The 21,702-nt window shown below is 61.4% G+C and carries 17 protein-coding genes; 2 read left to right on the top strand and 15 right to left on the bottom strand.

The window, feature by feature from the left end; genetic code table 11:
- The first annotated feature begins 116 nt into the window (after positions 1–116).
- Entirely contained in the window at positions 117–626 is a 510-nt protein-coding gene (locus tag OKW20_RS22595; RefSeq protein ID WP_429175548.1) for a GNAT family N-acetyltransferase, read from the top strand.
- Between the two features lie 98 nt (positions 627–724).
- Here the strand turns inward: OKW20_RS22595 and OKW20_RS22590 are convergent, their stop codons facing one another.
- The 14 genes from OKW20_RS22590 to OKW20_RS22525 form a co-directional block, all read right to left on the bottom strand.
- A complete protein-coding gene (locus OKW20_RS22590) occupies positions 725–1,921 on the bottom strand; it encodes an MFS transporter (protein ID WP_429175544.1) in 1,197 nt (398 codons plus the stop codon).
- Between the two features lie 158 nt (positions 1,922–2,079).
- Positions 2,080–2,649, bottom strand: a complete 570-nt coding sequence (locus OKW20_RS22585; RefSeq protein WP_429175542.1) for a helix-turn-helix domain-containing protein — start codon at positions 2,647–2,649, stop codon at positions 2,080–2,082.
- Between the two features lie 288 nt (positions 2,650–2,937).
- Positions 2,938–3,075 carry a hypothetical protein gene (locus tag OKW20_RS22580; RefSeq protein ID WP_192448553.1) on the bottom strand — a complete coding sequence of 46 codons (138 nt, stop codon included), beginning with the start codon at positions 3,073–3,075 and terminating at the stop codon, positions 2,938–2,940.
- A 373-nt stretch (positions 3,076–3,448) separates the two neighbouring features.
- The gene (locus OKW20_RS22575; RefSeq protein WP_429115003.1) at positions 3,449–4,792 is read right to left on the bottom strand and encodes an enoyl ACP reductase FabMG family protein; all 1,344 of its coding nucleotides are present in this window, start codon (positions 4,790–4,792) and stop codon (positions 3,449–3,451) included.
- 529 nt (positions 4,793–5,321) lie between these two features.
- Entirely contained in the window at positions 5,322–5,942 is a 621-nt protein-coding gene (locus OKW20_RS22570; RefSeq protein WP_043619463.1) for a pentapeptide repeat-containing protein, read from the bottom strand.
- A 247-nt stretch (positions 5,943–6,189) separates the two neighbouring features.
- Entirely contained in the window at positions 6,190–7,500 is a 1,311-nt protein-coding gene (locus OKW20_RS22565) for an HlyD family type I secretion periplasmic adaptor subunit (RefSeq protein ID WP_043619325.1), read from the bottom strand.
- A complete protein-coding gene (locus OKW20_RS22560) occupies positions 7,497–9,209 on the bottom strand; it encodes a type I secretion system permease/ATPase (RefSeq protein ID WP_245281658.1) in 1,713 nt (570 codons plus the stop codon). Before OKW20_RS22560 ends, OKW20_RS22565 begins: the two co-directional genes overlap by 4 nt.
- Positions 9,210–9,375: 166 nt before the next feature.
- Complete coding sequence (locus OKW20_RS22555; RefSeq protein WP_043619327.1) at positions 9,376–10,653, bottom strand: pilus assembly protein TadG-related protein; 1,278 nt, start codon at positions 10,651–10,653, stop codon at positions 9,376–9,378.
- A gap of 850 nt (positions 10,654–11,503) precedes the next feature.
- A complete protein-coding gene (locus OKW20_RS22550; RefSeq protein ID WP_052201868.1) occupies positions 11,504–12,136 on the bottom strand; it encodes a dual specificity protein phosphatase family protein in 633 nt (210 codons plus the stop codon).
- 17 nt (positions 12,137–12,153) lie between these two features.
- The gene (locus OKW20_RS22545; RefSeq protein WP_371258887.1) at positions 12,154–12,996 is read right to left on the bottom strand and encodes an inositol monophosphatase family protein; all 843 of its coding nucleotides are present in this window, start codon (positions 12,994–12,996) and stop codon (positions 12,154–12,156) included.
- A gap of 120 nt (positions 12,997–13,116) precedes the next feature.
- Entirely contained in the window at positions 13,117–14,220 is a 1,104-nt protein-coding gene (locus tag OKW20_RS22540; RefSeq protein WP_429175823.1) for an ABC transporter substrate-binding protein, read from the bottom strand.
- 65 nt (positions 14,221–14,285) lie between these two features.
- Positions 14,286–15,422: an ABC transporter substrate-binding protein gene (locus OKW20_RS22535; RefSeq protein ID WP_429175537.1), complete on the bottom strand. Its 1,137-nt coding sequence runs from the start codon at positions 15,420–15,422 to the stop codon at positions 14,286–14,288.
- Between the two features lie 54 nt (positions 15,423–15,476).
- The gene (locus OKW20_RS22530) at positions 15,477–16,610 is read right to left on the bottom strand and encodes an ABC transporter ATP-binding protein (protein WP_429114999.1); all 1,134 of its coding nucleotides are present in this window, start codon (positions 16,608–16,610) and stop codon (positions 15,477–15,479) included.
- Positions 16,610–18,460, bottom strand: coding sequence for an ABC transporter permease (locus OKW20_RS22525; RefSeq protein ID WP_429175535.1), 1,851 nt, complete (start codon positions 18,458–18,460; stop codon positions 16,610–16,612). Before OKW20_RS22525 ends, OKW20_RS22530 begins: the two co-directional genes overlap by 1 nt.
- A 584-nt stretch (positions 18,461–19,044) precedes the next feature.
- Here OKW20_RS22525 and OKW20_RS22520 point away from each other — a divergent pair.
- The gene (locus OKW20_RS22520) at positions 19,045–20,034 is read left to right on the top strand and encodes a LacI family DNA-binding transcriptional regulator (RefSeq protein ID WP_429175533.1); all 990 of its coding nucleotides are present in this window, start codon (positions 19,045–19,047) and stop codon (positions 20,032–20,034) included.
- Between the two features lie 10 nt (positions 20,035–20,044).
- Here the strand turns inward: OKW20_RS22520 and OKW20_RS22515 are convergent, their stop codons facing one another.
- A complete protein-coding gene (locus OKW20_RS22515) occupies positions 20,045–21,691 on the bottom strand; it encodes a Na/Pi cotransporter family protein (protein WP_429175530.1) in 1,647 nt (548 codons plus the stop codon).
- Positions 21,692–21,702 lie beyond the last annotated feature (11 nt).

Below are 21,702 nucleotides of genomic sequence, written 5' to 3'. Positions count from 1 at the left end.
AACGCGCCAGTAGCCGGCACACCTGCTGCTTTCACCCAGAGTTGGTCGGCGCCGCGATCGGCATCTTAACCGGCGGCTGTGGAAGGAAGAATGGCTACCTTTGAAAGAAGAACATCGTGCAAACTATAGCAACTGAACGACTGATATTGCGCCGATGGCGCGAGGGCGATTTCGAGGGCTTCGCTCGATTCTGGGGGGACCCCGTCACCACCGCCTTCGTCGGGGGGCCGATCCAGCGTGAGGATGCCTGGCGAAGGATGTTGTCGTTCATCGGTCATTGGCACTTGCGCGACTTTGGCTTTTTCGTTGTCGAGGATAGTAAAACAGGTGAAATGGCAGGCTACTGCGGAGCGCAGCTTCCCTTGGACAAGCTTGAACCTGAATTGGGATGGGGCATTTACCCCGAGTTCCAGGGGCGAGGCTATGCTACCGAGGCGATGCATGCCGTACTCGACTTCGCAGGCAGCAAACTTGGCTGGCGAACGGCAATAAGCCTGATCACTGATGACAATTCGGCTTCCCAGGCGGTCGCGAGAAAACTTGGCGGGGCGCTTGAACGACACGTGGATATCAGTGGGATGCGCTATGGCGTATACCGGCACGTCCTTGGAGATTCGCCGATTTAGCCGTTCAAGGGAGTGCTCATCTCGTTCGGATAGCTGTCCGCGGTCTGGGACCCGTCGACTTGCAGTCGTCTCTCAATGAGCTTTGTGATTGACACTGACTATAGCATGGATGCGCCGGCGGCCTCGCGTGTGGGCTCCGGCATCGCCGGAAGAAGGAGCAGGAGGACCACCGATAGAAGGTGGATGGCCGTGGCGACGAACGCGAGGGCCGCGAGTCCGGCTGCGATAATGGGTGCGGCGATGACGGTTCCGAGCGTCGTGACCATGAAGATGAAAAAGACGATCAGCGCCGATCCGCGCGCATTGTTGGCGCCCGAGGCAAGGATGCCGCGATAGAAGCCGATGGGGCCGCGAAGGCCCAAGCCGATCGCCATGGGCGTAAACAATAGCGGCAACATCAGCGTGTTGGTGCCGCCCGTGAGCCCATAGGCGAGCAGCGCAAGGGCACTCAAGGCTGCCATGACGGTGCCGGTCAGGATGACGCTTTCAGCGCCAAAACGTTCGGCGATCCGGGCGGTGAGATTGGCGACGATGATGAACCCGGAAATGTTGATCACCTGCATGACGATGAAGTCGTTGAGCGAGCCGCCCATCGACGCGACGATGACCGTCGGCGCGCCGAAGACGAAGGTGAGAAGCCCGCCGAGCGTCAGGGCCTGGCTGAGCGCGTAGCGCATGAAGATGCGATCGGTGAGCAGTTGCCCATAGCTGCCGCGTACACCGGAGGTCTTTTCCTCCTGGGGCAGCCCGAGCACGAGGATGAGCCCCGCGGCGAGCAGTGTCAAAACACCCAACAGCTCGAACGACGATTGCCATCCGAAATGCGTGAGCAGTAGCACGCCGAAGATGGGCGCAAGCGCCGGCACCAGCGATTCCACGCTGCCAAGGAACCCGATTGCGCGCACCGCCGCCTTGTCGGTGAACAGCTGGCGGATCAGTCCCGGGCCAAAGACCGGAGCTGCCGCAGACGCGACGCCCTGAATGAACCTCAGCGCGATCAGTGCCGTGATGTCTGGCGAGAAGGCACAGGCGAGCGAGGCGGCCGCAAATGCGCCAAGCGAAGACAAGAGCAGCGCCTTGCGCGAAAAATGATCCGCCAGGCGTCCATAAAGAAGCAGGCCGAGACCGCCGCCGCCGACATAGGCGGCAAGCACCAGCTGCGCAGTCGCCCTGTCGGTGCCGAAGATTTCAGGCAATTGCGGAACAGCCGGCAAGATGAGGTCCGTCCCTGCCAGCGACAGCGTTGCGCAGAGGATGAGAAGGGAAAACGTGATGGCGCGACGCGAATTTGTCATTGTCCGGGGTGCTCTTGGCCATCTGATCGTGACCGATGGGTGTGGAGTGCAGGTGCCCTGCCCGCCGGGTTTTGCGGGACGGTGATTCAGGGCAACTCGGTGTCACGTCAGGCTAACAAGGGCTGCACAGCTTGGACAACGAATGAAATATTCGCGTCTCAGACAGGGTCGACGCTGGTTACGAGGCGACCGACGCGTCCGTCGGAAATCCCTACTCGTTCCCATCGGATGATGCTTGGGGGGATCGGCATGTCGGGGTCGTCGCTGCCATCGGTCGTGAACTGGATGGCGCCCGACCAGACGTCTTCAAACCAGCCGAGTTCCTGCAGTTGAAGCTCTCTCTCGATGATTTCCGCCGTCGCGTATCGCCAGAGCGAGACGCCGAAGAAAGACGCGGCGGAGATGCGCCACTGCGCTTGTCTCGCCGGTGACGCGCTCAAAAGCGCGTGGGTGTCGTCGCAGACAAGATGGATCGGAAACGGCGCTGTTTCGATGAGCCGCCGCAAGGTCAGGTCTATCCCGACGCTCTCGTGCCGCTCCAGCAGCTTTTCGACCCGAGCCCGGGCCTTTGCCGAAGGCTCATGCCGGCCCGCTTCCCACCGCGACAGCAGACCCTGCGACACGCCAAGATCCGCCGCCAGAGTTTCCTGTTTGATCTGCCTCAGCCTGCGGAAGCGTCGAAGCCGGCATCCGAGCGGCAAGGCGCAAACCTTCAGATCGAGCTCCATATTTTCCTCGCGACGATGGTCCCCTCGCCTCTCGAATAGCAAGGACGCTTGGTCGGATGTCAACAGCGACCGGAGGCTCTGAAGGACGGAGCGCTGACTTAACGGAAAGGACGGCGTGCCAACGGGGTCTCCAGCGGGTGTTAAGCTGGATCTCGATCGATTTTCTTGGCGGCCCGGAGATGTTCGGCGCCACTACGGCTGAAGATCAGGCGATGCTTCATGCTAGGCAAATCGCCTGATCGGCCGTCATCTGCTGTCAAAGGTCAGACAGCTACCGTCAGCGCTGCTTCAGCGCGGTGCAACCGCGCCCGCATAAAAGCCGCCGTCGCCACCGTAGTAATCCTGTCTGACACTGCTCGCACCGCCGCCGGTCTGGGAGCATCCGGCAAGCGCGGAGAGTACGAGCAAGACTGTGGCGATACGCATTGGGTTTGATCCTTTCTTGGTTGTCACACACATAGTCACAGGCAAACGCCCGGACAACCCGGCGACGACACGACTTTCAACCAAACCCTGTATCCGAACGATCACGATACTGAGAAGAGGCGCACATTCTGGCTCTCGGCGCACCCTACTTCTTGACTAGCAACATTTACGAGAGAAGCGGCCGCAGCCGGCACGACGAAGACCGAAGTGCTCGCTAAATTGGATCGGCTGGCACGTAAGACGCTGGTTGCCCCGGACGCCGAGGGGCGCACCAAGGCGCTGGCCAAGCGGCTGCAATCGTCGCGCGCCGGATCAGACGCGCAACCGAATACGACTTAAGAAGACAGACAGTTGGCCGCCCGCTTCGTCGCGCTCAGGCCGCTTCGAGAGCGTCGTTAGCTGACCCTTTGTTCTGGATAAGCGTGCGCGCGACGATGTCGTGGTTGAGCCACAGAACAGGAGCCGATGGCGCCGAGCTCTCACCAAAGATGAGCTGCCCAACAGCTTCGACGACCAGACGGCTCAAGAGATCGGAGATCAGCGTCTTGCCATCCCTGTGCATCGCCGTGATCTCGCTCGACGTCCCGATCGTCAGGTCCGACTGACCCGGGTTGTTGGGCATCGGCCAGGACGAAAAGTCGTAGAACGGCCGCATCACGTCGCTCGTCTGCATATCGGAAATCTTCTGCAAGACGTCCTCGACGGTGAAGCCATCTGCCAGGAGATCCTGGCAGGCCTGCCATTGCTTGGCGACCCATTCGCCCCCGCCCTCTTTTTTCAGCGCGAGCAGAAGCGGAATGAGGGGCAGCTCGATCCCGGCAAACACGTCGGACGAATTGGTGCGGATTTCAGGGCAATTGTAGACCGTCGCCTTGATGCCGTTGTTCCAGGCTTCTTCTGCGATGCGCTCAAGGCGCATCTTGGCGTAGCCTTGGGTGTAGTTGGTATAGGTCTGCCAGCGATATTCGTTGGCGACCAGAATGCCCGTGCCGTGATAGCCAAAGGCCGAGTAGCGAACCTGGCCGCCGGAGGCCTCGATGCGTGCCCGGATAGCTGCACTCAGGTCGATCAGGTGTCGGAATGTGTTGGCCGAGACTTCGTCGAAATTCTGCAGGATGAGCTTGCCCAAATCGCTGTCGAGCAGCGTTTGCGACGACATGTGCCGCGCGCCACGTCCCTTGTAGACGCGATTCGCGATGACCATGAACACCTTGGCCTTCGGGATGCCGCCGGCCATGGTATGTGCGAAGAAGACATTCTTGCCATCAGCGATCATGCCGTCGAGGACACTCATGACCTCAGAAAGGGCGTTCTTGAAGCGCTCGACGCCGGCGTCACGGCATTTCTCGATGTGCGACCAGTCGAGCTTCTCGTCTTCCCAGGTCTCGAGCGTCATCTTCGCGAGAAGGTCGGTTGGAGTGGGCTCGCCTTCAGGCGCGTCAAGATCGAAGCCGGCCATGATCGGCACGTTGATGATCTTGCCGCCGAGCCGCGCTTCAGCCGCCGCAAGTTCCTCGGCGTTCAGGGGCCGCAGGACATTGGCTTCGTCTCGTCTGCCAACCGTGATGCCGACAATTTCCATGCCGGCCTTCTTGGCTTGGTCGACCAGATGCGTGGCATAGCCCCGATCGAACAGCTCACCAAACAGGACGAAAACATCGCCTGGACGGAAAATGTTCGTCCGCGGGAAGTGCGTCAGAGGGGTCGGTTTTTTCATATTGCCGGTTCTCACAAGGCTGGGTCGCGGAGCAACCAAACAAACTACGTGATGAACCACTGCACTGATTGGCGGCAAGTGGGAAGTGACATTAAGTGTCGTTACAATTCAAACCGTGAGCGGAGCGGAACGGCAGCGGCTTCCATTCCAGCCCCTGAGCAGCCTGGAACGGACGATCCGTCCGCTTGGCTTTTCAGCGTTTTGACGCGATTTCTGCAGGTTGTTGGAGCAGCTTTCTTGCCTCAAAAACGAGGCAAGCGGACCGGGTATTCCACCTCGCTTGGCCGAGGCGGCAGGGGCTCAGAGCCGCTAGCACCACAGATCGTTTTGCCGAACCCCGACCTTGCGGCCGGAGTGATTCTCATCGTGCCGACACCCTCGACCCGATCTTGCCCTTGCGCCACCGTGACCAGCTTGTTGTCGCCGTTGACAGTACGATGGCATTTACGTTCAAGCCGAGATGGAAGGCGGAAGGCCGCCGAAGCGAAGCCGCAACCGGTGAGCAGGTGGTCACACACAGGTGCGACTCTCACTTTCGCCTGACGTCGAGACCCAATGCTTCGGCGATGACGATCGTCTGGTCGATCGTGATGATGGCGTCCTTGAGGAGGACGTTTTCGGGATCGAAGGCGGTGAGGTCGCTGCCCCTGAGGTCACATGTGGTGAAATCGGCCCCATGCAGCCAGGCGCCGGAGAGATCGACGTCCCTGAGCGAGCCGCCTTTGCAGGAGGCGCCGGTCAGGTCCGCTTCCCGCAGGCGCGTTTCCTTGAAGGACGCCCGGCCGAGAGCAGCACCTGGCAGGCCTGTAAAGGACCAGTCGCCGCCCGTCACTTGCATATGGTCGAATTCGCAGGCGTCGAACATGCTGCCGACGAACTTGCACTCCTTAAAGCGGCTGTCGAAGAACTTGCAGGAGACGAACGTGCAATTCACGAAGGCGCTCGCCTGATGTGATGAGGCATTGAACCGGGCGCGCCGGAAGGTGCATTCGTGAAACACCACGCCGACGGTATTCGCCTCGGTCAGGTCGAGATCGACGAACAGCGTGTTGTCGTACCGCTCCCGCTCGATCTGGCGACCATACCAGTCGGCGCTCGCGATCGTGCTGTCGGTCTTGGGCGGCGCTTCGCCATATCGTCGTTCAGCCATATCCATCCATCTGCGGCCCTGCACGAAGCGAGCCGCCTTTCGTTGCGTCGCCGCGGAGCATTTCGATCTTCGCCATGTTTGGCAATGCGAAAGAAGCGGGGATGAGGAGCGATCAGAAATCTCACTGCTATCGTTTAAGTGCGATAGAAGCTGATTTGCTACTCGCCTAGATGGAGTTCTACAGAAGCCTGAGGAAGGCAGACGCTACCTTTGCGTTTAGCAGTGACATCGTCTTTTCGAAGCGTGTCTACTCCTCGCGCATCGCTCTGGTGATCTGGTCTGCCAGGGGCTTGATGAAGTAGGAGAGCGCTGTGCGCTCACCGGTTTGGATGAACGCCTCGACCGGCATGCCGGCGTGAAGGGCCAATCCTCCGAGCCGTTCGAACTCGGGTTTGGGGAACTTGATCCGTGCGCTGTACCAAGCTTCGCCGGTCTGTGGGTTGTTGCTGAGGCTTGCCGCGATCGTCGTGATGTTGCCGTTGATTTCCGGTGTCGTGCGTTGGTTGAACGCCGAAAAGCGCAAGACCACGCCCTGGCCGATATGCAACTGGTCGATATCCGCTGGCTGCACCTTGGCGTCGATAACAAGGCTTTCATGGATAGGAACAATCTGCATGATCGTCTCGCCGGGAGAGATCACGCCGCCGACAGTGTGCACGGCCAGTTCGTGAACAATTCCGTCCTGCGGCGCCAACAGTTCCACGCGCCTCAACTGGTCTTTCGCGGTTACCTGTTGTTCTGTGAGCCCGGTTAGTTTGTTTTCGACGTCGCGCAGTTCTGTCAAAACCTCGGAACGGCGGTCCTGGTCGAGCTGCAGGATCTGCAGTTCCGTTTCGGTGCGGCGTGTTGCAGCGCGAGCGATCTCGGCCGTAAGCTGTCCGCGTTCACCCGACAATTGTGCCTGTATGCGCTGGAGTTCGGCCAGACGCGAAAACGGCATCAATCCCTTTTCGTGGAGGACGGAGACGCCGGAGAGCTCCTGCTGAATCAAGCGCAATTCATCGTCCTTGGCCAACCGGCGCGCTGTCACCCCGTCGGCCTCCTGCTGCAACTGGCTGATGCGCTGCTGCAGTTGTGCCTTCTGACCTTGGATGGTTTCCCTTCGGGCGACAAACAGCGCGCGCTCCGACTGGACATAGTCGGCGATCTCAGGATGATCGAGACGCGCTTTAAGTTCTTCGGGAATGGTGACAAACGGGGCATTGTCGCGCTCGGCCGTCAATCGCATGGCTCGCGCTGTAAGCTGGTCGATCTGTTTGCTGACCATCGCGAGGTTGGCTCGGGTGAGCGTATCGTCGAGACGAAGCAGAAGCTCGCCCGCCTTCACCTGGCTGCCGTCACGAACCCGGATTTCTCCGACTATGCCACCTTCCCGGTGCTGAATGCGTTTGACATTCCCCTCGATGGCTACGGTTCCCATGCCGACGACGGCACCTGAAAGCTTGCTCGTCGCCGCCCAGCCACCGACGCCGACTAGAAGCGCCGCCGTCGATGCACCTGCGATCAGCATATAGCGGCGGATCGCACGCGAAGCCTTGCTGGTCGGACCGCTCATCATGCACTCTCCGGAACTGCTCGCACGGTTGTCTTGCGCAAGACTTCATCACGCGGTCCGAAGGCGACCATGCTGCCCTTCGCCATGACCAGAACCTGATCGACCGCAGCAAGCGCATTCGGGCGATGGGCAATGACGACTACGATCGATCCGGCTCGTCGAGCTGCGACAATCGCGTTGGTCAGCCCCACTTCGCCCTCGGCATCGAGACTGGCGTTTGGCTCATCTAGCACGATTAGAAACGGCTTGCCGTAAAGAGCGCGCGCAAGGCCGATGCGCTGGCGCTGTCCGGCCGAGAGGGCGGCTCCTGCCGCGCCGATGCGGGTGTCGTAGCCATCAGGCATCGAGAGCACGAGCTCATGCACGCCCGCCTGCGTGGCCGCCTCGATGATGGCCGCAGGATCGGCGTCGGCTCTCAAGCGGCCGATGTTCTCGGCAATCGTGCCATCGAACAGTTCGACGCCCTGCGGCAGGTAGCCGATGGAAGTGCCGAGAACCTCAGGGTCCCAATTGTCGAGTTCGGCACCATCAAGCCGAATTGCGCCGCGCGCAGCTGGCCAGATGCCGACCAAGGCGCGTGCAAGCGTCGACTTGCCCGATCCGCTCGGACCGATGACGCCTAGTCCCTGCCCCGCTGTAAGCGCAAAGTTGACTTCGCGCACGAGCGGCGTGGTTGTCCCGGGAGCAAGAACGGCGAGATCGGCAACGTTGATCGAGCGTTTCGGGCTTGGTAGCGGCATTGGTTTGCGGTCCGCGGCAAGCCCACCGAGTATGTTTTCGAGCCGGCGACGGGCCTGGCGCGCATTCACGAACCCACGCCATTGGCCAATGGCCTGCTCGATCGGTGCGAGGGCCCGTGAAGTGAGGATTGATGCGGCAATCATCGCCCCGGGCGAGGCCAACTGATAGATCGCCAACCAGGCGCCGAGCGCCAGCACCGCCGACTGCAAAGCCAAGCGGAAGATTTTAGACGTCGTCGCAAAGCTGTTCGTCGAATCGTTCGTGCGGCGCTGCTCCTCCACATAGTCGTTGTTGGCAGCGTGCCATTTGGCCGAATATGCCCCCGTCATGCCCATTGCGCGGAGCGCTTCTGCATTGCGGCGGCCAGCCTCGATAAGCTCAACGCGAGACGAGGTTAGCTGAGCAAGACGTTGCAACGGCGCGCGTAGGACAAACTCGCTGGCAAGTGTCAGCACGATCAAAGCGACGGCGCCGGCAACGGCTAGCCAGCCCAGATAGGAGTGGAACAGGAAAAGGATCGCGAGGTAGACCGGCAGCCACGGCATGTCACAAATGGCAATTGGGCCCTGCCCGCTCATGAACTGGCGGATCTGATCCAAATCGCGCAGAGGCTGAGAAACCAATTCCTTCCGTGACAAACGAAGCGGGAGTTTGAGCACGGCATCGAAGCTAGGAGCACCCAGCTGTTCTTCGAGCTTCTGGCCAATCTGCGTCAGGATCCGCGCGCGAAGCACCTCCAGCAATCCCAGGAAAAGGTAAAGGCCGACGGCGAGCACCGACAATGCCACCAGCGTCGGTACACTTCGGCTTACCAGAACCCGGTCATAGACCTGCATCATGAAAAGTGGGCCGGTTAGCATCAGCAGGTTCGTAACGGCGCTTAAGGCCGCCACGCCGACGAAGGTGCGTCGGGTAGAGCGCAAGGCGGCCGAAACAAGGGACTGCCGCCGATCAGCTGTAATGAGTGCCACGCGTCATACCTACGCCACGAGCTTAAAAACTAGGCACATTCGCGCCTTCATATCTGTCAAGGGCTGTTCATATCTCCTCACCACGGAGAGCGCAACGGACGTCGAAATTGCTTTCGTGTAAGTTGCAGTCGATCCTGATTTCCGTGGAGATCGGTCCTGGACAATATCATTCCACCAGCCGCACGCCGCCTCCTCTGCCGAAGCCGTTCGGAACGAAATCCTTGCCATCTTCCGCCGGCTTCTTGAAGAAGGCTGTTCCTGACACGTAGAGGTTCAGAACCCTGGTAATCAGTGCGGTGAATTTCGATTCCGAATTGAGGCTGCCGCTGACGTTCCAGTCGATCACCGCATGGGGCAAGTAGATCGCCCCGTTGTAGAAGCTTCCGGCAGACGTGTTGATGCGGAACTGGATGTTGCTGTCCTTCGCCTGCCGGCCCTGGAACATCAGGATGCCGGCATGCGTGCCGCTGGTCGGTGCCGATACTTGCAGGATCGCCGCGCCGTTCAGAAAGAACGGCGATTGCGCGTCTTCGAAGTAGAGAAGCACGTCCTTGCCGATGACCTTGGCCGATGTGTTCAAGGTCAGGGCGCCGCGGCGGAACGTGTAGATGCCGGGCTTCAGCGTTAACTCGTCCGTGGAGTTCACGGTCAACCCACCGCAATAGACGCCAGGTTCGAGCGACGACTTGCCCTGGCTGTTGATCGTCTTCAGGCTTTGGGAGGTACAGGGGGCGTTCGGCGACACCGGTTCGGGCATGCCGGCCAGGGGGTCCGGCACGACGGGAGATCCGTCGACAGGCGGCGGCGAAATCAACCGGCCGGAGAGTTTCGACTGGCCGGTGACGGCGATCAGCGGTGCTGCGAATTTACCCTGGTTTTCGGCGTAGAATGCACGTTGCGAATGGGACGAATTCACCTGGAAGCCGCACTCGCTGGTGACCGAGTTCGAATTGATGATCTTGAGCGCATCGGCCCTGCTCGGATCGAGGATCAGGATGCAGGCCGAGCTGCCGGACCCCCGGGCAGCTTTTGCGACGACCGAGATCGGAACGGTCCGGAAGCCGAACATATGCATGATGGCGGTTTCGTAGTCCTCATTGACGGCCACCGCCACCGTGTCACGCTCGACGGTGACCTGATGGTCCCAGCTGGCGGGCTCCTTCAGATCCTGCTTTTCGTTGCTGCTTAGATGGGCGCCGAGAAACCCTGCGGCGATCTCCTGTTCCGAACCGACGCTTGCTGCTGCTCCCGCCAATGCCGCGGCATCGGCAGCGCTTTGCATCGCGGCCCTGCGGTTAACTGCCGCTGCGAAATCGATCGCAACGCCAAGGGCGGCAATGAGGGGAATGGCGACAAGCGCTGCCAAGAGGCCGAAGTTCCCGGACCGACATTTCAGCAGGGCCGAGGCGCAACGCCTGATCAGTGGCAGGTTCAGTATGTTCATGGCAGTTTCTTTGCAATTAGATGGAGAGTACCTGCCTCATCGTGCAGGGAGCCTTGCCAATCCTTTAATTTCGAGCCGAGTTAACGGTATGCAGCCTCTCAGGCACTCGTCAGGGCGCTGATACAGGTACGAGGCGAGGGTTTTCGACGAGATTTTGCACTTTGCGCGTCGTGCGCCGGCAAAACCGGCCATCTGCCGCGATCGTCGGTTCAGAGCGACTTGCGTGGGATTGACGGGCAGCGCGCTCGCCATCTTCACTCACAGGTTGTCGATCTTTTGATATGGGCGCTCAGCACTAACCCCTTTTGCGCATCTGCCTAATCCTTGACTGGACCGTGCGCTGTGCGACGCTTGCGGCTTCATGGTTGTACTGCGTAAGGGGCGGACGATGAAATTCTCAAAAGCAAAGAGGAAACATCCCGGTAAAGCATTCAAAATGGGCGGGGCCGACAGAAGCGCTTATGACGGCTTCGTCGGGGCGGCGCGCGCAGCACCCGGCTTTTCGTATCGGGGACGATGGACCAGCGAAGGATGCCCCGGCACCTTCGAAACGTGGCTCGCAAACAAGGGTGTGATGCCCAAGCAATAGAGCCTTTCATTCCACGCAGTCACGATCTGCCGGCGTCGGCGATGGCGCCGGCTGCACGCGTCACGGCGCCCGATGACGCAGCTTTGGCTTCGCTTGGGCTTCGATCGCGTCAGCTCGCGCAAGAGTCGATTGGCCGCAACCAGGCACCGCCGAGAATGCAGCGGCGGCCGGTTTGCGTCGACAGGTTGACATCCTTGTCGGCTGTGAGCACCGGTTTCCGTTGGCCTATGTTGTGGATGGTCTCCGAACTGCCTTCCCGGCTCAGGCCTTCCCGCTGTCAATCACACGTGCCCATTCTGCGGCTCGCTCGGCCGAGGCCGCGAGGACCGGCTTCGGCGCCTTGTACCACTCGTCATTGGGGATCTCGCGTTTCTCGCGGACGAACACGATGGCGCGCTCCAATGTCGGGAACTGGTCAGGCAGCGTCAAATGCAGAAACAGCGACACAACGACGACGGAGCGCGAGCGGCCGCCGCGGCAGTTGACGAGCACACCGCCACGCTCGCGCCTGGGATAGGAGGGCTTTTCGGGCAGGATCTGCTCCAGGGCCGCTCGCAGGATGTAGTGCGCGGCCAGCATTTGCGTGTCCGGGTTCCCGTCGCCGTCGATCAGTCCGATCTTGTAGTAGCGGATTTCCCCCGGTCCGTGGATGCTGTTGCGGTGATCCGAGACGAGCTTCGGTTGGTCGACGAAATTGAAGTCCAGATTGACCGCGCAATTGACGACCGTCGTGATCCCACTCTTGCGCAGGAGATCGAGGTCGCTCGCACCTTCCTTCCCGGAAATGAAGATGTCGACACCATAGGTCGGATGCTTCGGATAGACGAGACTGAGCCTTGGCAACTCGCTGCTGGTCTGGCCGGTAGCGGGGGCGTCTGTGAGATTGTCGAGCATGGTTTCCTCGTGTGCTTTCATGGCGACGGCGCTTTCGCGCTGCGCCCGGCAGAGATCGCGGCGGCGACGCGGTTCAAGGTCGGATAATCGCCGCCGCGGCCATAGGCGACATAGCCCGGGCAAAGGTAGTCGGCGGATCCTTCCGGAACTTTGCCAAGCGACAGCGGCGCATAACGCCCGCCTGCGTTCTTCAGGATTAAGGTCGCTGCTGCCACATCCCAGGCGTTGACACCGAAACCGGCGGCGGCATCAACGAAACCGGCCGCCACATGGGCTATGCTCAAAGCGGCACTTCCGGGGCGACGCACGGTCGAGAAGGTCTCGACCAGATCGCCGAGGCGGGCAAGTGCCTCGTGGCGGCCATCGAGGCGAAAGTCGCGCGAAACCGGGTAGCCGGTGATCAGTGTTGCTCGGCTTTCGTCACCGATGGCTTTCGAGGCAATCACCTTTCCATTGAGATAGGCGCGCTCAAGGTCGCTCGAAAACAGCAGATCGGCCACCGGGTCGTAGACGACCCCAGCCACGACCGATGCGCCTTCGACCGCCGCGATCGATATGCACCAGAAGGCAAGTCCTCGGGCGAAGTTGGCGGTCCCGTCGATCGGATCGACATACCATTGGATCTCGCCCTCGCCGACCTGGCCGCCCTCTTCGCCAAGCATGGCCGAGTTCGGCTCTTGTGCGAAGATGTAGTCGCGGATGCATGCCTCGGCTTGCCTGTCGTAGATCGTCACGACGTCGTGGAGATCGCGCTTGTAGTCGACGGCTATTTCCGAGCGAAAGGCGGCAAGCAAGGGGCCGGCGGCCGAACGGGCCGCCCCTTCGGCGATCGTCATCAGTCGCCGCGAGTGCTTGCGCATGGCGTCTCTATCGGAATGGCTACGGCTCGTGGCGGGATTGGCGTCGGTCATGCTTTCTTCCTGTTCATAGCGAAACGGCCGGCGCGACCTGTCCCTCGTGAGGTCGCGCCGGCCGGGCTTTTACTTGCTGTAGTTCACACGCCAGAAATCCTGCCACTCCTCGCGCCGGTCGAAATCGTCAAGCCCGGTGGCGGCGTCATAGGGAAAGAGGCGGTCCGCTACCTCCATGATCCCCGACGGCTCGTCTTCAGGCATCTTGATGTCGACATTGGTCGGCAGCTTGCCGTCCTTCATCTGCGGTGCGATGCCCTCTTCCGTCAGCACGTAATGGATGAAGAGCTTCGCGGCATTCGGGCTCGCCGATTTCGAGGCGATCAGGCCGAGCTTGGTGTAGGTCCAGCCGACCCAAGGGGTAAGCTCCGTGCAGAGCCCGAGCTTGTAGCCCTTGCCTTCGTTGTCGCGGAACTTGGCGGAGCTCAGGAGCCCGAAGAAGGGCTCCTTCTGGCCGGCCGCGCCGACCGCTTCGGCAACCGGATCGTCGCCGTCCGTCACAAGCGGGCCGTTTTGCGCCAGGGCCTTGATCCAGGCGGCCGCCGCACTTTTTTCAGTGGTTTCGAGATCCTTGCCGAAGTGGACCTTGTAAGCCTCCTTCACCGCGCTGTCGGCATGCTTTTCCAGCTGGTTGAACCAGTCGGTGTAGGTGCTCTTGGTCAGGGGATCGACGAGCGCGATCTTGCCTTTCCACTTTGCGTCGGTCAGCTCCCAGATGTTGCGGACCGGGCATTTGTCATAGGCCTCGGTGTTGTAGGCCCAGACGTTGGCATTGGTCGAAATCGCCAGCGGGTTCTGGAAGGCCGCCGGTATCTTCTCTTTCATATCGCCGGGCAGATAGCTTTCGACGAAACCCTGCGGCAGAAGCTGGGCGAGTGCTGCCGGCGCGTCGGTGATCAGGGCGACATCGCCCTGGACGTTGCCTGCCTGGGCTTCGCGGATGATCATCTCCAGCTGGCTGTTGGCCGAGACTTTGACACCGGTCGCCTTCACGCCGTATTTGGCGGTGAAGGCCTCGGCCATCTCGACGATCTTGCCGGTGCTGTCATAGACATTGATCGGCTTTTCTTTCTTGGCCGCCTCCACCAGCGTATTGAGATCGAACGCCTCTTCGGCGCTGGCCTCGACCGTGAATGCGGCCGCAAGGGCGGCAAACGCCGCCCCCATGATCATAACCTTGTTCTTAACGTTGCTCATGGTTTCCCCTCCCAAGGAGACCGTTTCACATCTTCAGGCGATTACTTCTGGTAGCTCAGCCGCCAGAGGTCCTGCCAGGTCTCGCGTGCGTCCCAGTCGTCGAGGCTCGTTGCCATCTGGTAGGGCATGACCTGATCGAGAACGGCGCCGATGCCCGACGGCTCGTCGGCGGGCAGCGAAACGTCCTTGTTCGTCGACATTTTTCCGTCTTCTGCCTGCGGCGCGATGCCTTCGGCGGTCATCACATAGTGGATGAAGAGCTTCGAGGCGTTCGGGCTGTTGGTGCCCTTGGTGATCAGTCCGACGCCCGGATACATCCAGCCGAGCCAGGGTTTCAGGTCCTTGCAAAGACCGAGCTTCATACCTTTTTCGGCATTGTCGCGGAACTTCGCCGAACTCATCAATCCCATGAAGGGTTGCGACTGGCCCGGCGCGCCAACGGCATCGGCGGCTGCCGCATCGGCGTCCGTCAGCAAGGGAGCGTTGGCGGCGAGCGCCTTGACCCAGGCGGCCGTCGCGCTGCCGTCGTCGGTCTCAAGGTCCTTGCCGTAGAGCTCTTTGTAGGCGGCGGCTACCTGGGCGTCTCCGTGCTTGGCCATCTGGTTGAACCAGTCGACATAGGACGGCTTGCCAAGCGGATCCTGCATTGCGACCTTGCCCTTCCACTCAGGGCCCGTCAGCTGCCAGATGTTGTTGACGGGGCACTTGTCGAAGAGCTCGGTGTTGTAGGCCCACACGTTGGCGCTGGTAACGACGGTCAGCGGGTCCTGATACTCGGTGGGGATGTTGGCTGCGAGATCCGGTGGCAGCCAGCTTTCGGCAAAGCCCTGCGGGATCAGCTGCGCCATCGCGGCCGGCGCGTCGCTGATGATCGAGACATCGCCCTGGATGTTGTTGGCGCGGGCCTCGCGAATGATCATCTCGAGCTGGGCCGTCGCCTTGACCTTGGAGCCCTCGGCGCCGACGCCATATTTCTCCGCGAAGGCCTTGGCCATTTCGACGATCTTGCCGGTGCTGTCATAGACGGTGATCGGCGGTTCCTTGCGCGCAGCCTCGATCAGCGCGTTCAGGTCGAACGCATCTTGCGCCAGCGCCGGCCCAGCGAAAGCGACGATAGTCGTTGCCAGCAGCGCGCGCCTGATTGCCCGGTGCGTCCTTTCACTCCTTAGAAATTCCATCGTCTGTTCCTCCCTCAGATTATGTTTCGGTTTGTCGTGTCGCACTAAAGCGCCTCAGTTCAGCGTGTTCTTGCGCAGCAGCGCGTCCGCTTCGGCGATCCGCTGGCCGTCCTTGTTAAAGACGTGCAGCGCCTCAGGCGGCGCAAAGAACGAAACCCTCGCGCCGGTCTCGACGCGCGGCAGGGCGTTGGTCGTCAAGAACAGCGTGTCGCTCTCGTTCCTGAGCTCCAGGATCCAGCTGCCGCCGGTCGGCAGGACGCCTGTCACCGTCATTTCGCCGGAGAAGCTGCCGGCGGGCACGTCGCCCGCCTTGACCGAATAGCCGATCGCTTCCGGCCGGATGCCGATCGAGCCAATGGCGCGCAGCGACGGGTGGCGCGTGCCAAGATAGGCTTCGGCTGCGCGCGACAGGTCGGAGGCCGTGGCCGATCCGAAGGTCAGGATGTTGATCGGCGGGCTGCCGACGAATTCCGCGACGAAGCGATTGGCCGGGCGATCGTAGATATCGTTGGGCGTGCCCATCTGCTGCAGCGTGCCCTCGTTCATGACGGCGATCGTCGTTGCCAGCGTCATTGCTTCCCACTGGTCGTGGGTGACGAAGACGATGGTCGTCTTGAACTCATTGTGGATACGCTTGAGCTCTGCGCGCATTTCAAGCCGCAGCCGGGCGTCGAGGTTCGACAGTGGTTCGTCGAGCAGAAGCACGCCCGGATTGACCGCCAGCATGCGGGCGAGCGCCACGCGCTGCTGCTGGCCGCCCGAGAGCTGCGACGGGTAACGGTCGCGGTACTTGGCGATGTCGAGCGCCTGCATCACCTTCTCGACGCGCTTTTCGCGCTCTTCCTTCGGCAGTTTGCGCAGCCGGAGGCCGAAGTCGGTGTTGCGCTCGATCGTCAGGTGCGGCCAGAGCGCGTAGCTCTGGAACACCAGCCCCATCTCGCGCTTTTCCGGTGGGATGAACACGCCTGCCCTGACCGAGTCGACCACCCGCTCCCCGATCCGGATCTCGCCGTCCGAGAGGTTTTCGAGGCCGGCAATCATGCGCAGCGTGGTGGTCTTGCCGCAGCCGGAGGGTCCGAGAAGGCACATGAACTCGCCGTCGCGGATTTCGAGATCGAGGTTGGAGACGGCATTGGCGGAATTGACGCCGTAGTTCTTCTGGGCACCGCTGAGATTGATGGTGGGCATCAGCTTCCGAGTCCTTCTGCGAGATTGGTCTTGGTCAGCTTCTGGGCTGCCAGGGTTCCGAGATAGGCGATCGCCGCGATGATCAGCACGACCGCGTTTGCCGCCTGGGTGTAGTGGTAGTCGACGAGCCGAAGCGAATAGGTGGTCAGAACATCGGTGCTCGGCACGGCGAGGATGACAAAGAGGCTCAGGCCCTTGATGCCCGAGATGAAGGGCAGCAGCACGCCTGTCACCAGCGAACCCTTCTGGATCGGAATGACGATCAGCATCATCCGGCGGAACCAGCCGGCGCCGGCGATCTGGGCTGCCTCTTCCGGATCCTTGCCCAGCTGCGTCATGGCCGAGATGCCGGCGCGCGAGGCATAGGGCATCTGGTCGGCGATGAGCGCCAGTACGAGGATGGTGACGGTGCCATAGAGGGCCGGCATCGGTCCGCGCGGCACGGCGAAGAGCGACAGATAGGCGGCGGCAAAGGCGATACCCGGCACCAGATAGGGGAGGAAGGTGACCTGACGAAGATAGACCGACAGGGCCTTCACCGGCGTCCGGATAACCACATAGCCGACGAGCAGTCCGAGAATGCCCGAGGTCAAGGACGCAAGGCCGACGATCATCAAGGTGTTTTTCGCAGCCGCCCAGAGATCGGGGCTCAAAAGCACCCCGGTCTGCAGCGCCACCGTGTGGAGGTCACGGCCGATCCAGTAGTCGAGCGTGAAGTTGTCGAGCGTGAACTGCGCCGGCAGCTTCATGATGGTGGAGAGAAACAGGGTCAGCAGCGGCAGGCCGACGCTCAAGAGAAAGATGAGCGCTGCAAAACCCGTCGCCGGCAGACGGTACTTTCCGAGCCGGCTTAGGCGGTTCATCGAACCCTTGGAGCCGACGGTGACAAAGCGCCGGGCTTCGCGCACTAGCCGCGCATCGATCATCAGGGTGATGATACCGATCAGCATGATCGACGCCGCGACGACACCGGCTACGCCGGTCTGGCGCGACGCGATGCTGCGGAAGAGCGAGGTGGACAATACCTCGAATTTGACCGGCAGGCCGAGCACATAGGGTACGCCGAACTCGCCGAGGCACTTGGCGAAGATCAGCACCATCGAGGACAGAAGTGCAGGACGCATCAGCGGCAGGATGATCTGCATCGCCACCTGGTAGCGCTTGGCCCCAAGGATGCGGGCGGAGTCTTCGAGCTGACTGTCGAAGCGGCGGAGCGCCGAGCCGAACAGCAGGATGACGAAGGGCGTATAGTGCAACGCCAGGATGATGATGATCGGGAAACGCCCATAGGCGACCCAGTCGGGCGGCGTCAGCCCCATGGCCTCGAACCAGCCCGGCTGGCCGCCGACTGTGCGGTTCTTGAAGAGCGTCGTCCAGGCCAGTGCAAAGGTCCAGGCCGGTAGCATGTAGGGCACGATCAACGCCGTTGCGAACCAGCGCCGTCCGAACATGTCTGTCCGGCTGATCAACCAAGCGAGCACAGTGCCGATCACCAGCGACAGGCTGATTGCCCCGAGCGCGACCGATAGCGTGTTGAAGAGCGGCCGCCAGAAGAGGTCGACCGAGACCGGCGACAGGAATGCACGATCGAGGTAATAGAGCGTAAGCTCGCCGAAGTCCTTGCCGAGCCGCCGCTCGTGGCCGAATTGGACGCGCACGGAATCAAGCACGATCGAGATGATCGGCACGACGATGAGATAGGTAAAGAGAAGCGCCGTCAGGACGCCAATCAGCGTCGTCGGCTCCCGGGAGGCGACCTTCATCCGATAACGCCAGCGTTGCCATGCCGTGGGCGCCATCGCGCTGTCGGGCAATGTTGCCGCCTTGGTTGTTTCACTCAATAAGGCCATGCTCTTCCCCTTGGAACTAAACATGCGCTGCCTGCCCCGGCATCGATGCCGGCCGGACCTTTCAAACTGCCAACGGGGAACAGAAATCAGCCACCAGGGCATGGCGCTGACATACGCATGAAGCCGCTCGATGACGCGAAAGACAGCGGCTTTCGGGTACTCACTCCTCCCCGTTCGCAGGGCAGGCGCAGGCGCCTGCCAGACGTCAGCGCAAGCTCCTCAACCGCGCCGCCATCACCACGAACATAGACAGAACAAATATTCCAATTCGGCTCCGTCTATGGAATGTATGATCCAATGACGGAGCGCTGTTGTCAACAAAAAAATGCACACGTGAGCAATAGCATAACATGTTGTTTTTGATGTATATTTTGTGACGATAATGCACTATTTTGCGAACGCGTGATCATTGGGGTCGGGCGAATGGTTCCGGCAGGGCTAAAGAGCCGACATGTAGGAGCCAAAGCGCCCGTTCGCAGACCTCGTCGATTGGTTCACTGAGCGTGTAAGCTCGAACTTTTTCGTTGGAATGGGCCTGCTTTTGTGGCCCTGATGGAAAGCATCTGATTCTGCAGGAGAAAGGCATGGCAAGGGGCTTTGTGACGGCCGAAGAGGTTGCAAAACGCGCGGGCGTCTCACGCTCGGCGGTCTCGCGAACCTTTACGCCTGGAGCCAGCGTTTCCCAGGCTGTGCGCCGCAAGGTACTCAAGGCCGCCCGGGAACTCGGCTACCGGGTCAACCGGCTGGCACAGGGGCTGAACAACGATCGCTCCAATCTTATTGGCGTTGTCGGCGCCAACCTCAGTGCGCCCTTTCACGCAAAACAGCTCGATCTCTTGAGCATCGGCCTGTTGCGTCGCGGTCTGCAGTGCCTGTTGTTGAATGCCGCGGATGCGCGAAAGGATATCGCGCCGCTGATCGAGCTGCTGTTCGAGTTCCGGGCTCAGGCGATCATCGTCCTTTCCGGAGAGCCCCCGGAATCGATCGTCGACCAGTGCATTGCCAACGGCGTGCGCCTGATCCTGATCAACCAGAAAATTGATCGCACCGACACCAGCATGGTGTTGAGCGACGATTCCCGCGGTGCGGATCTTGCCGCGCTGCGCCTGATCGAGGCGCGCTGCAAGAAGGTCGCGGTGATTTCGAGTGGCAGCCAAACCCCGGCCCAGGTTCGTCGCACCACTGCCTTCCGAAAGAAGATGGCGACCGCCGGCGTCGAGGTGGTCGCCTGGTCGGGCGGTACGACGAGTTATGAAAGCGGCTACCAGGCTGGTTGCGAAGTGCTCGTCGACGAGGCGATCGACGGCGCGTTTTGCGTTACCGATCTCCTGGCTCTCGGCTTTCTCGACGCGGCCCGCACCGAAATGCACCGTCGCGTGCCGGCCGACCTTTCCGTCGTCGGCTTCGACGATATTCCGCAGGCCGGGTGGAAGAGTTACGAGCTCACCACGGTTGCGCAGTCCTTTTCCGCCCTGACGGAGCATGTTCTCGAAGCGCTGGAAGCAGACGAGTTGGAAACGCGACTTCAGGTCGTTCCCGTCACGATGGTGGAGCGCAAGACCGCCCGACGCTAGGCCGGAACGCTTAGGAGGCCGCCTGCCGGATGCGGCTGTCGATCAACAGCCCGCTCCGATCAAGAATCGGGTGCGCGACGGTTGCGATGTGCGCGTTGATACGCTTGAGGTCGCGCAGCATGTCGAGATGAAGCGAACTGGTTTCGATGCTTTCAGCGCGGCCATCGCGCAGGCGCTGCAGGTGCCGCTCAGCCGACTGCCGCTCCAACCTGCGGACATCTTCCTTGGCTTCCACCAGGCGCCGCGCCATCGCGTTGTCGCCTGTGGCAAACACGGCCTGGGCCATGCGCAGATTGTCAATCGTGACGGCGAAGAGGCGCGACAGCTCCTCGTGCCCATCGGAGGAGAACGTCAGGCCGCGGGCGATCTTCTTTGCAAGTTCGGCAAGAAGCCCCTTCTCGATGATGTCGCCGATATGCTCGAGGTTGATGGCATAGTCGACGATATCCATGGCGCGGCGGCGCTGTTCCTCGGCGATTTCGCACTGGCCGACACGCGAAACATAGACCTTGATCTCGTGTTGCACGCGATCCACGCGTCCTTCGAGCGTGCTGATCGCAGCAAGCCTGGAAGGGTCCGTCTGCTGCAGAGCGTCGTTCGCTTCGACCAGCATGCGCTCGACCAGGTCGCCGACGCCAAGTACTTCGCGGCTTGCGCCGGCAAGCGCTGCGACCGGCGTGCAGAGATCGTTCTGCTCCAGGAAAAGCGGGCCGTCCGTTGCCTTTGGCTCGTCCGGCAGCAGGCGCATGGTCAGCCGGGACAGAGGCCGAGCGAGGGGGGCCGCCAGAAGTGCCAGTGCGAGATTGAAGGCGAGATGCACATCGACCGGCAGATTGCCGCGTGAGACAGGCAACCGGTCGATAAGTGGGGCGACGTATCCGGCGAGCGCCAGAGCAGCCAGGCAGCCGACGGCTCGCACGATCAGGTTGCCGAGCGCAACCCGCCTGGCGCTCGCCGCAGCCTTGAAGGTGGCCAGAACCGGAGGCGCAGCACCGCCGAGATTGGCGCCGAGAACGAGCGCGATGAGCAAGCCTGTCGAAAGGCTGGCAGAGGTCGCAAGCGACAGGATCAGCACAACGACTGCCAGGCTCGATGACGCAAGGGCTGCGAGGCCTGCCGCAATGATCAACGCCACCGGCCAGGCATTGTCGAGCATCCCGAAAAAGGCAGAAAGGGCGGCGGAGGTTCGCAACGGCTCGGTCGCGCCGCCAATCAGATGCAGAGACAGCAACATCAGCCCGATGCCGACGAGGGCGGCGCCTGCTCCCTTGCGCGCGTTTGAGCTGCCGCGCCCGACAACGAAGCCGCAAAGCAGCAAGAGCGGCGAAAGCCAGCCGAGCCCCAGAGCCACGATCCAGGCCGTCATCGCCGTGCCGACGTTCGCGCCGAGAAGCACGATCTGCGCCATGCGCGGCACGACGAGATCACGCTCGACGAAGGACGCGACCATGAGAGCGGTAGCGGTGGAGCTCTGGAGAGCGATGGTTGCAATGAGGCCACTTGAAAACGAACGAAGTCCGTCACGCGTCCCGGCCGCCAGTCCGGCCTTCAGACGCGTGCCAAACGCGCGTTGCATGCCGTCGCGAACCTGGCCAAGGCCGAACAGGAGGAGCGCCACGGCGCCGAAGAGGTTGATGCTGACGATTGCAGTGCCCACGGCCCCCTCCC

It is taken from the genome of Ensifer sp. LBL (assembly GCF_050435225.1).
Classification (GTDB): domain Bacteria; phylum Pseudomonadota; class Alphaproteobacteria; order Rhizobiales; family Rhizobiaceae; genus Ensifer.
Note: the sequence above shows the minus strand (reverse complement) of the source record. Positions and strands in the feature narration are given on the sequence as shown.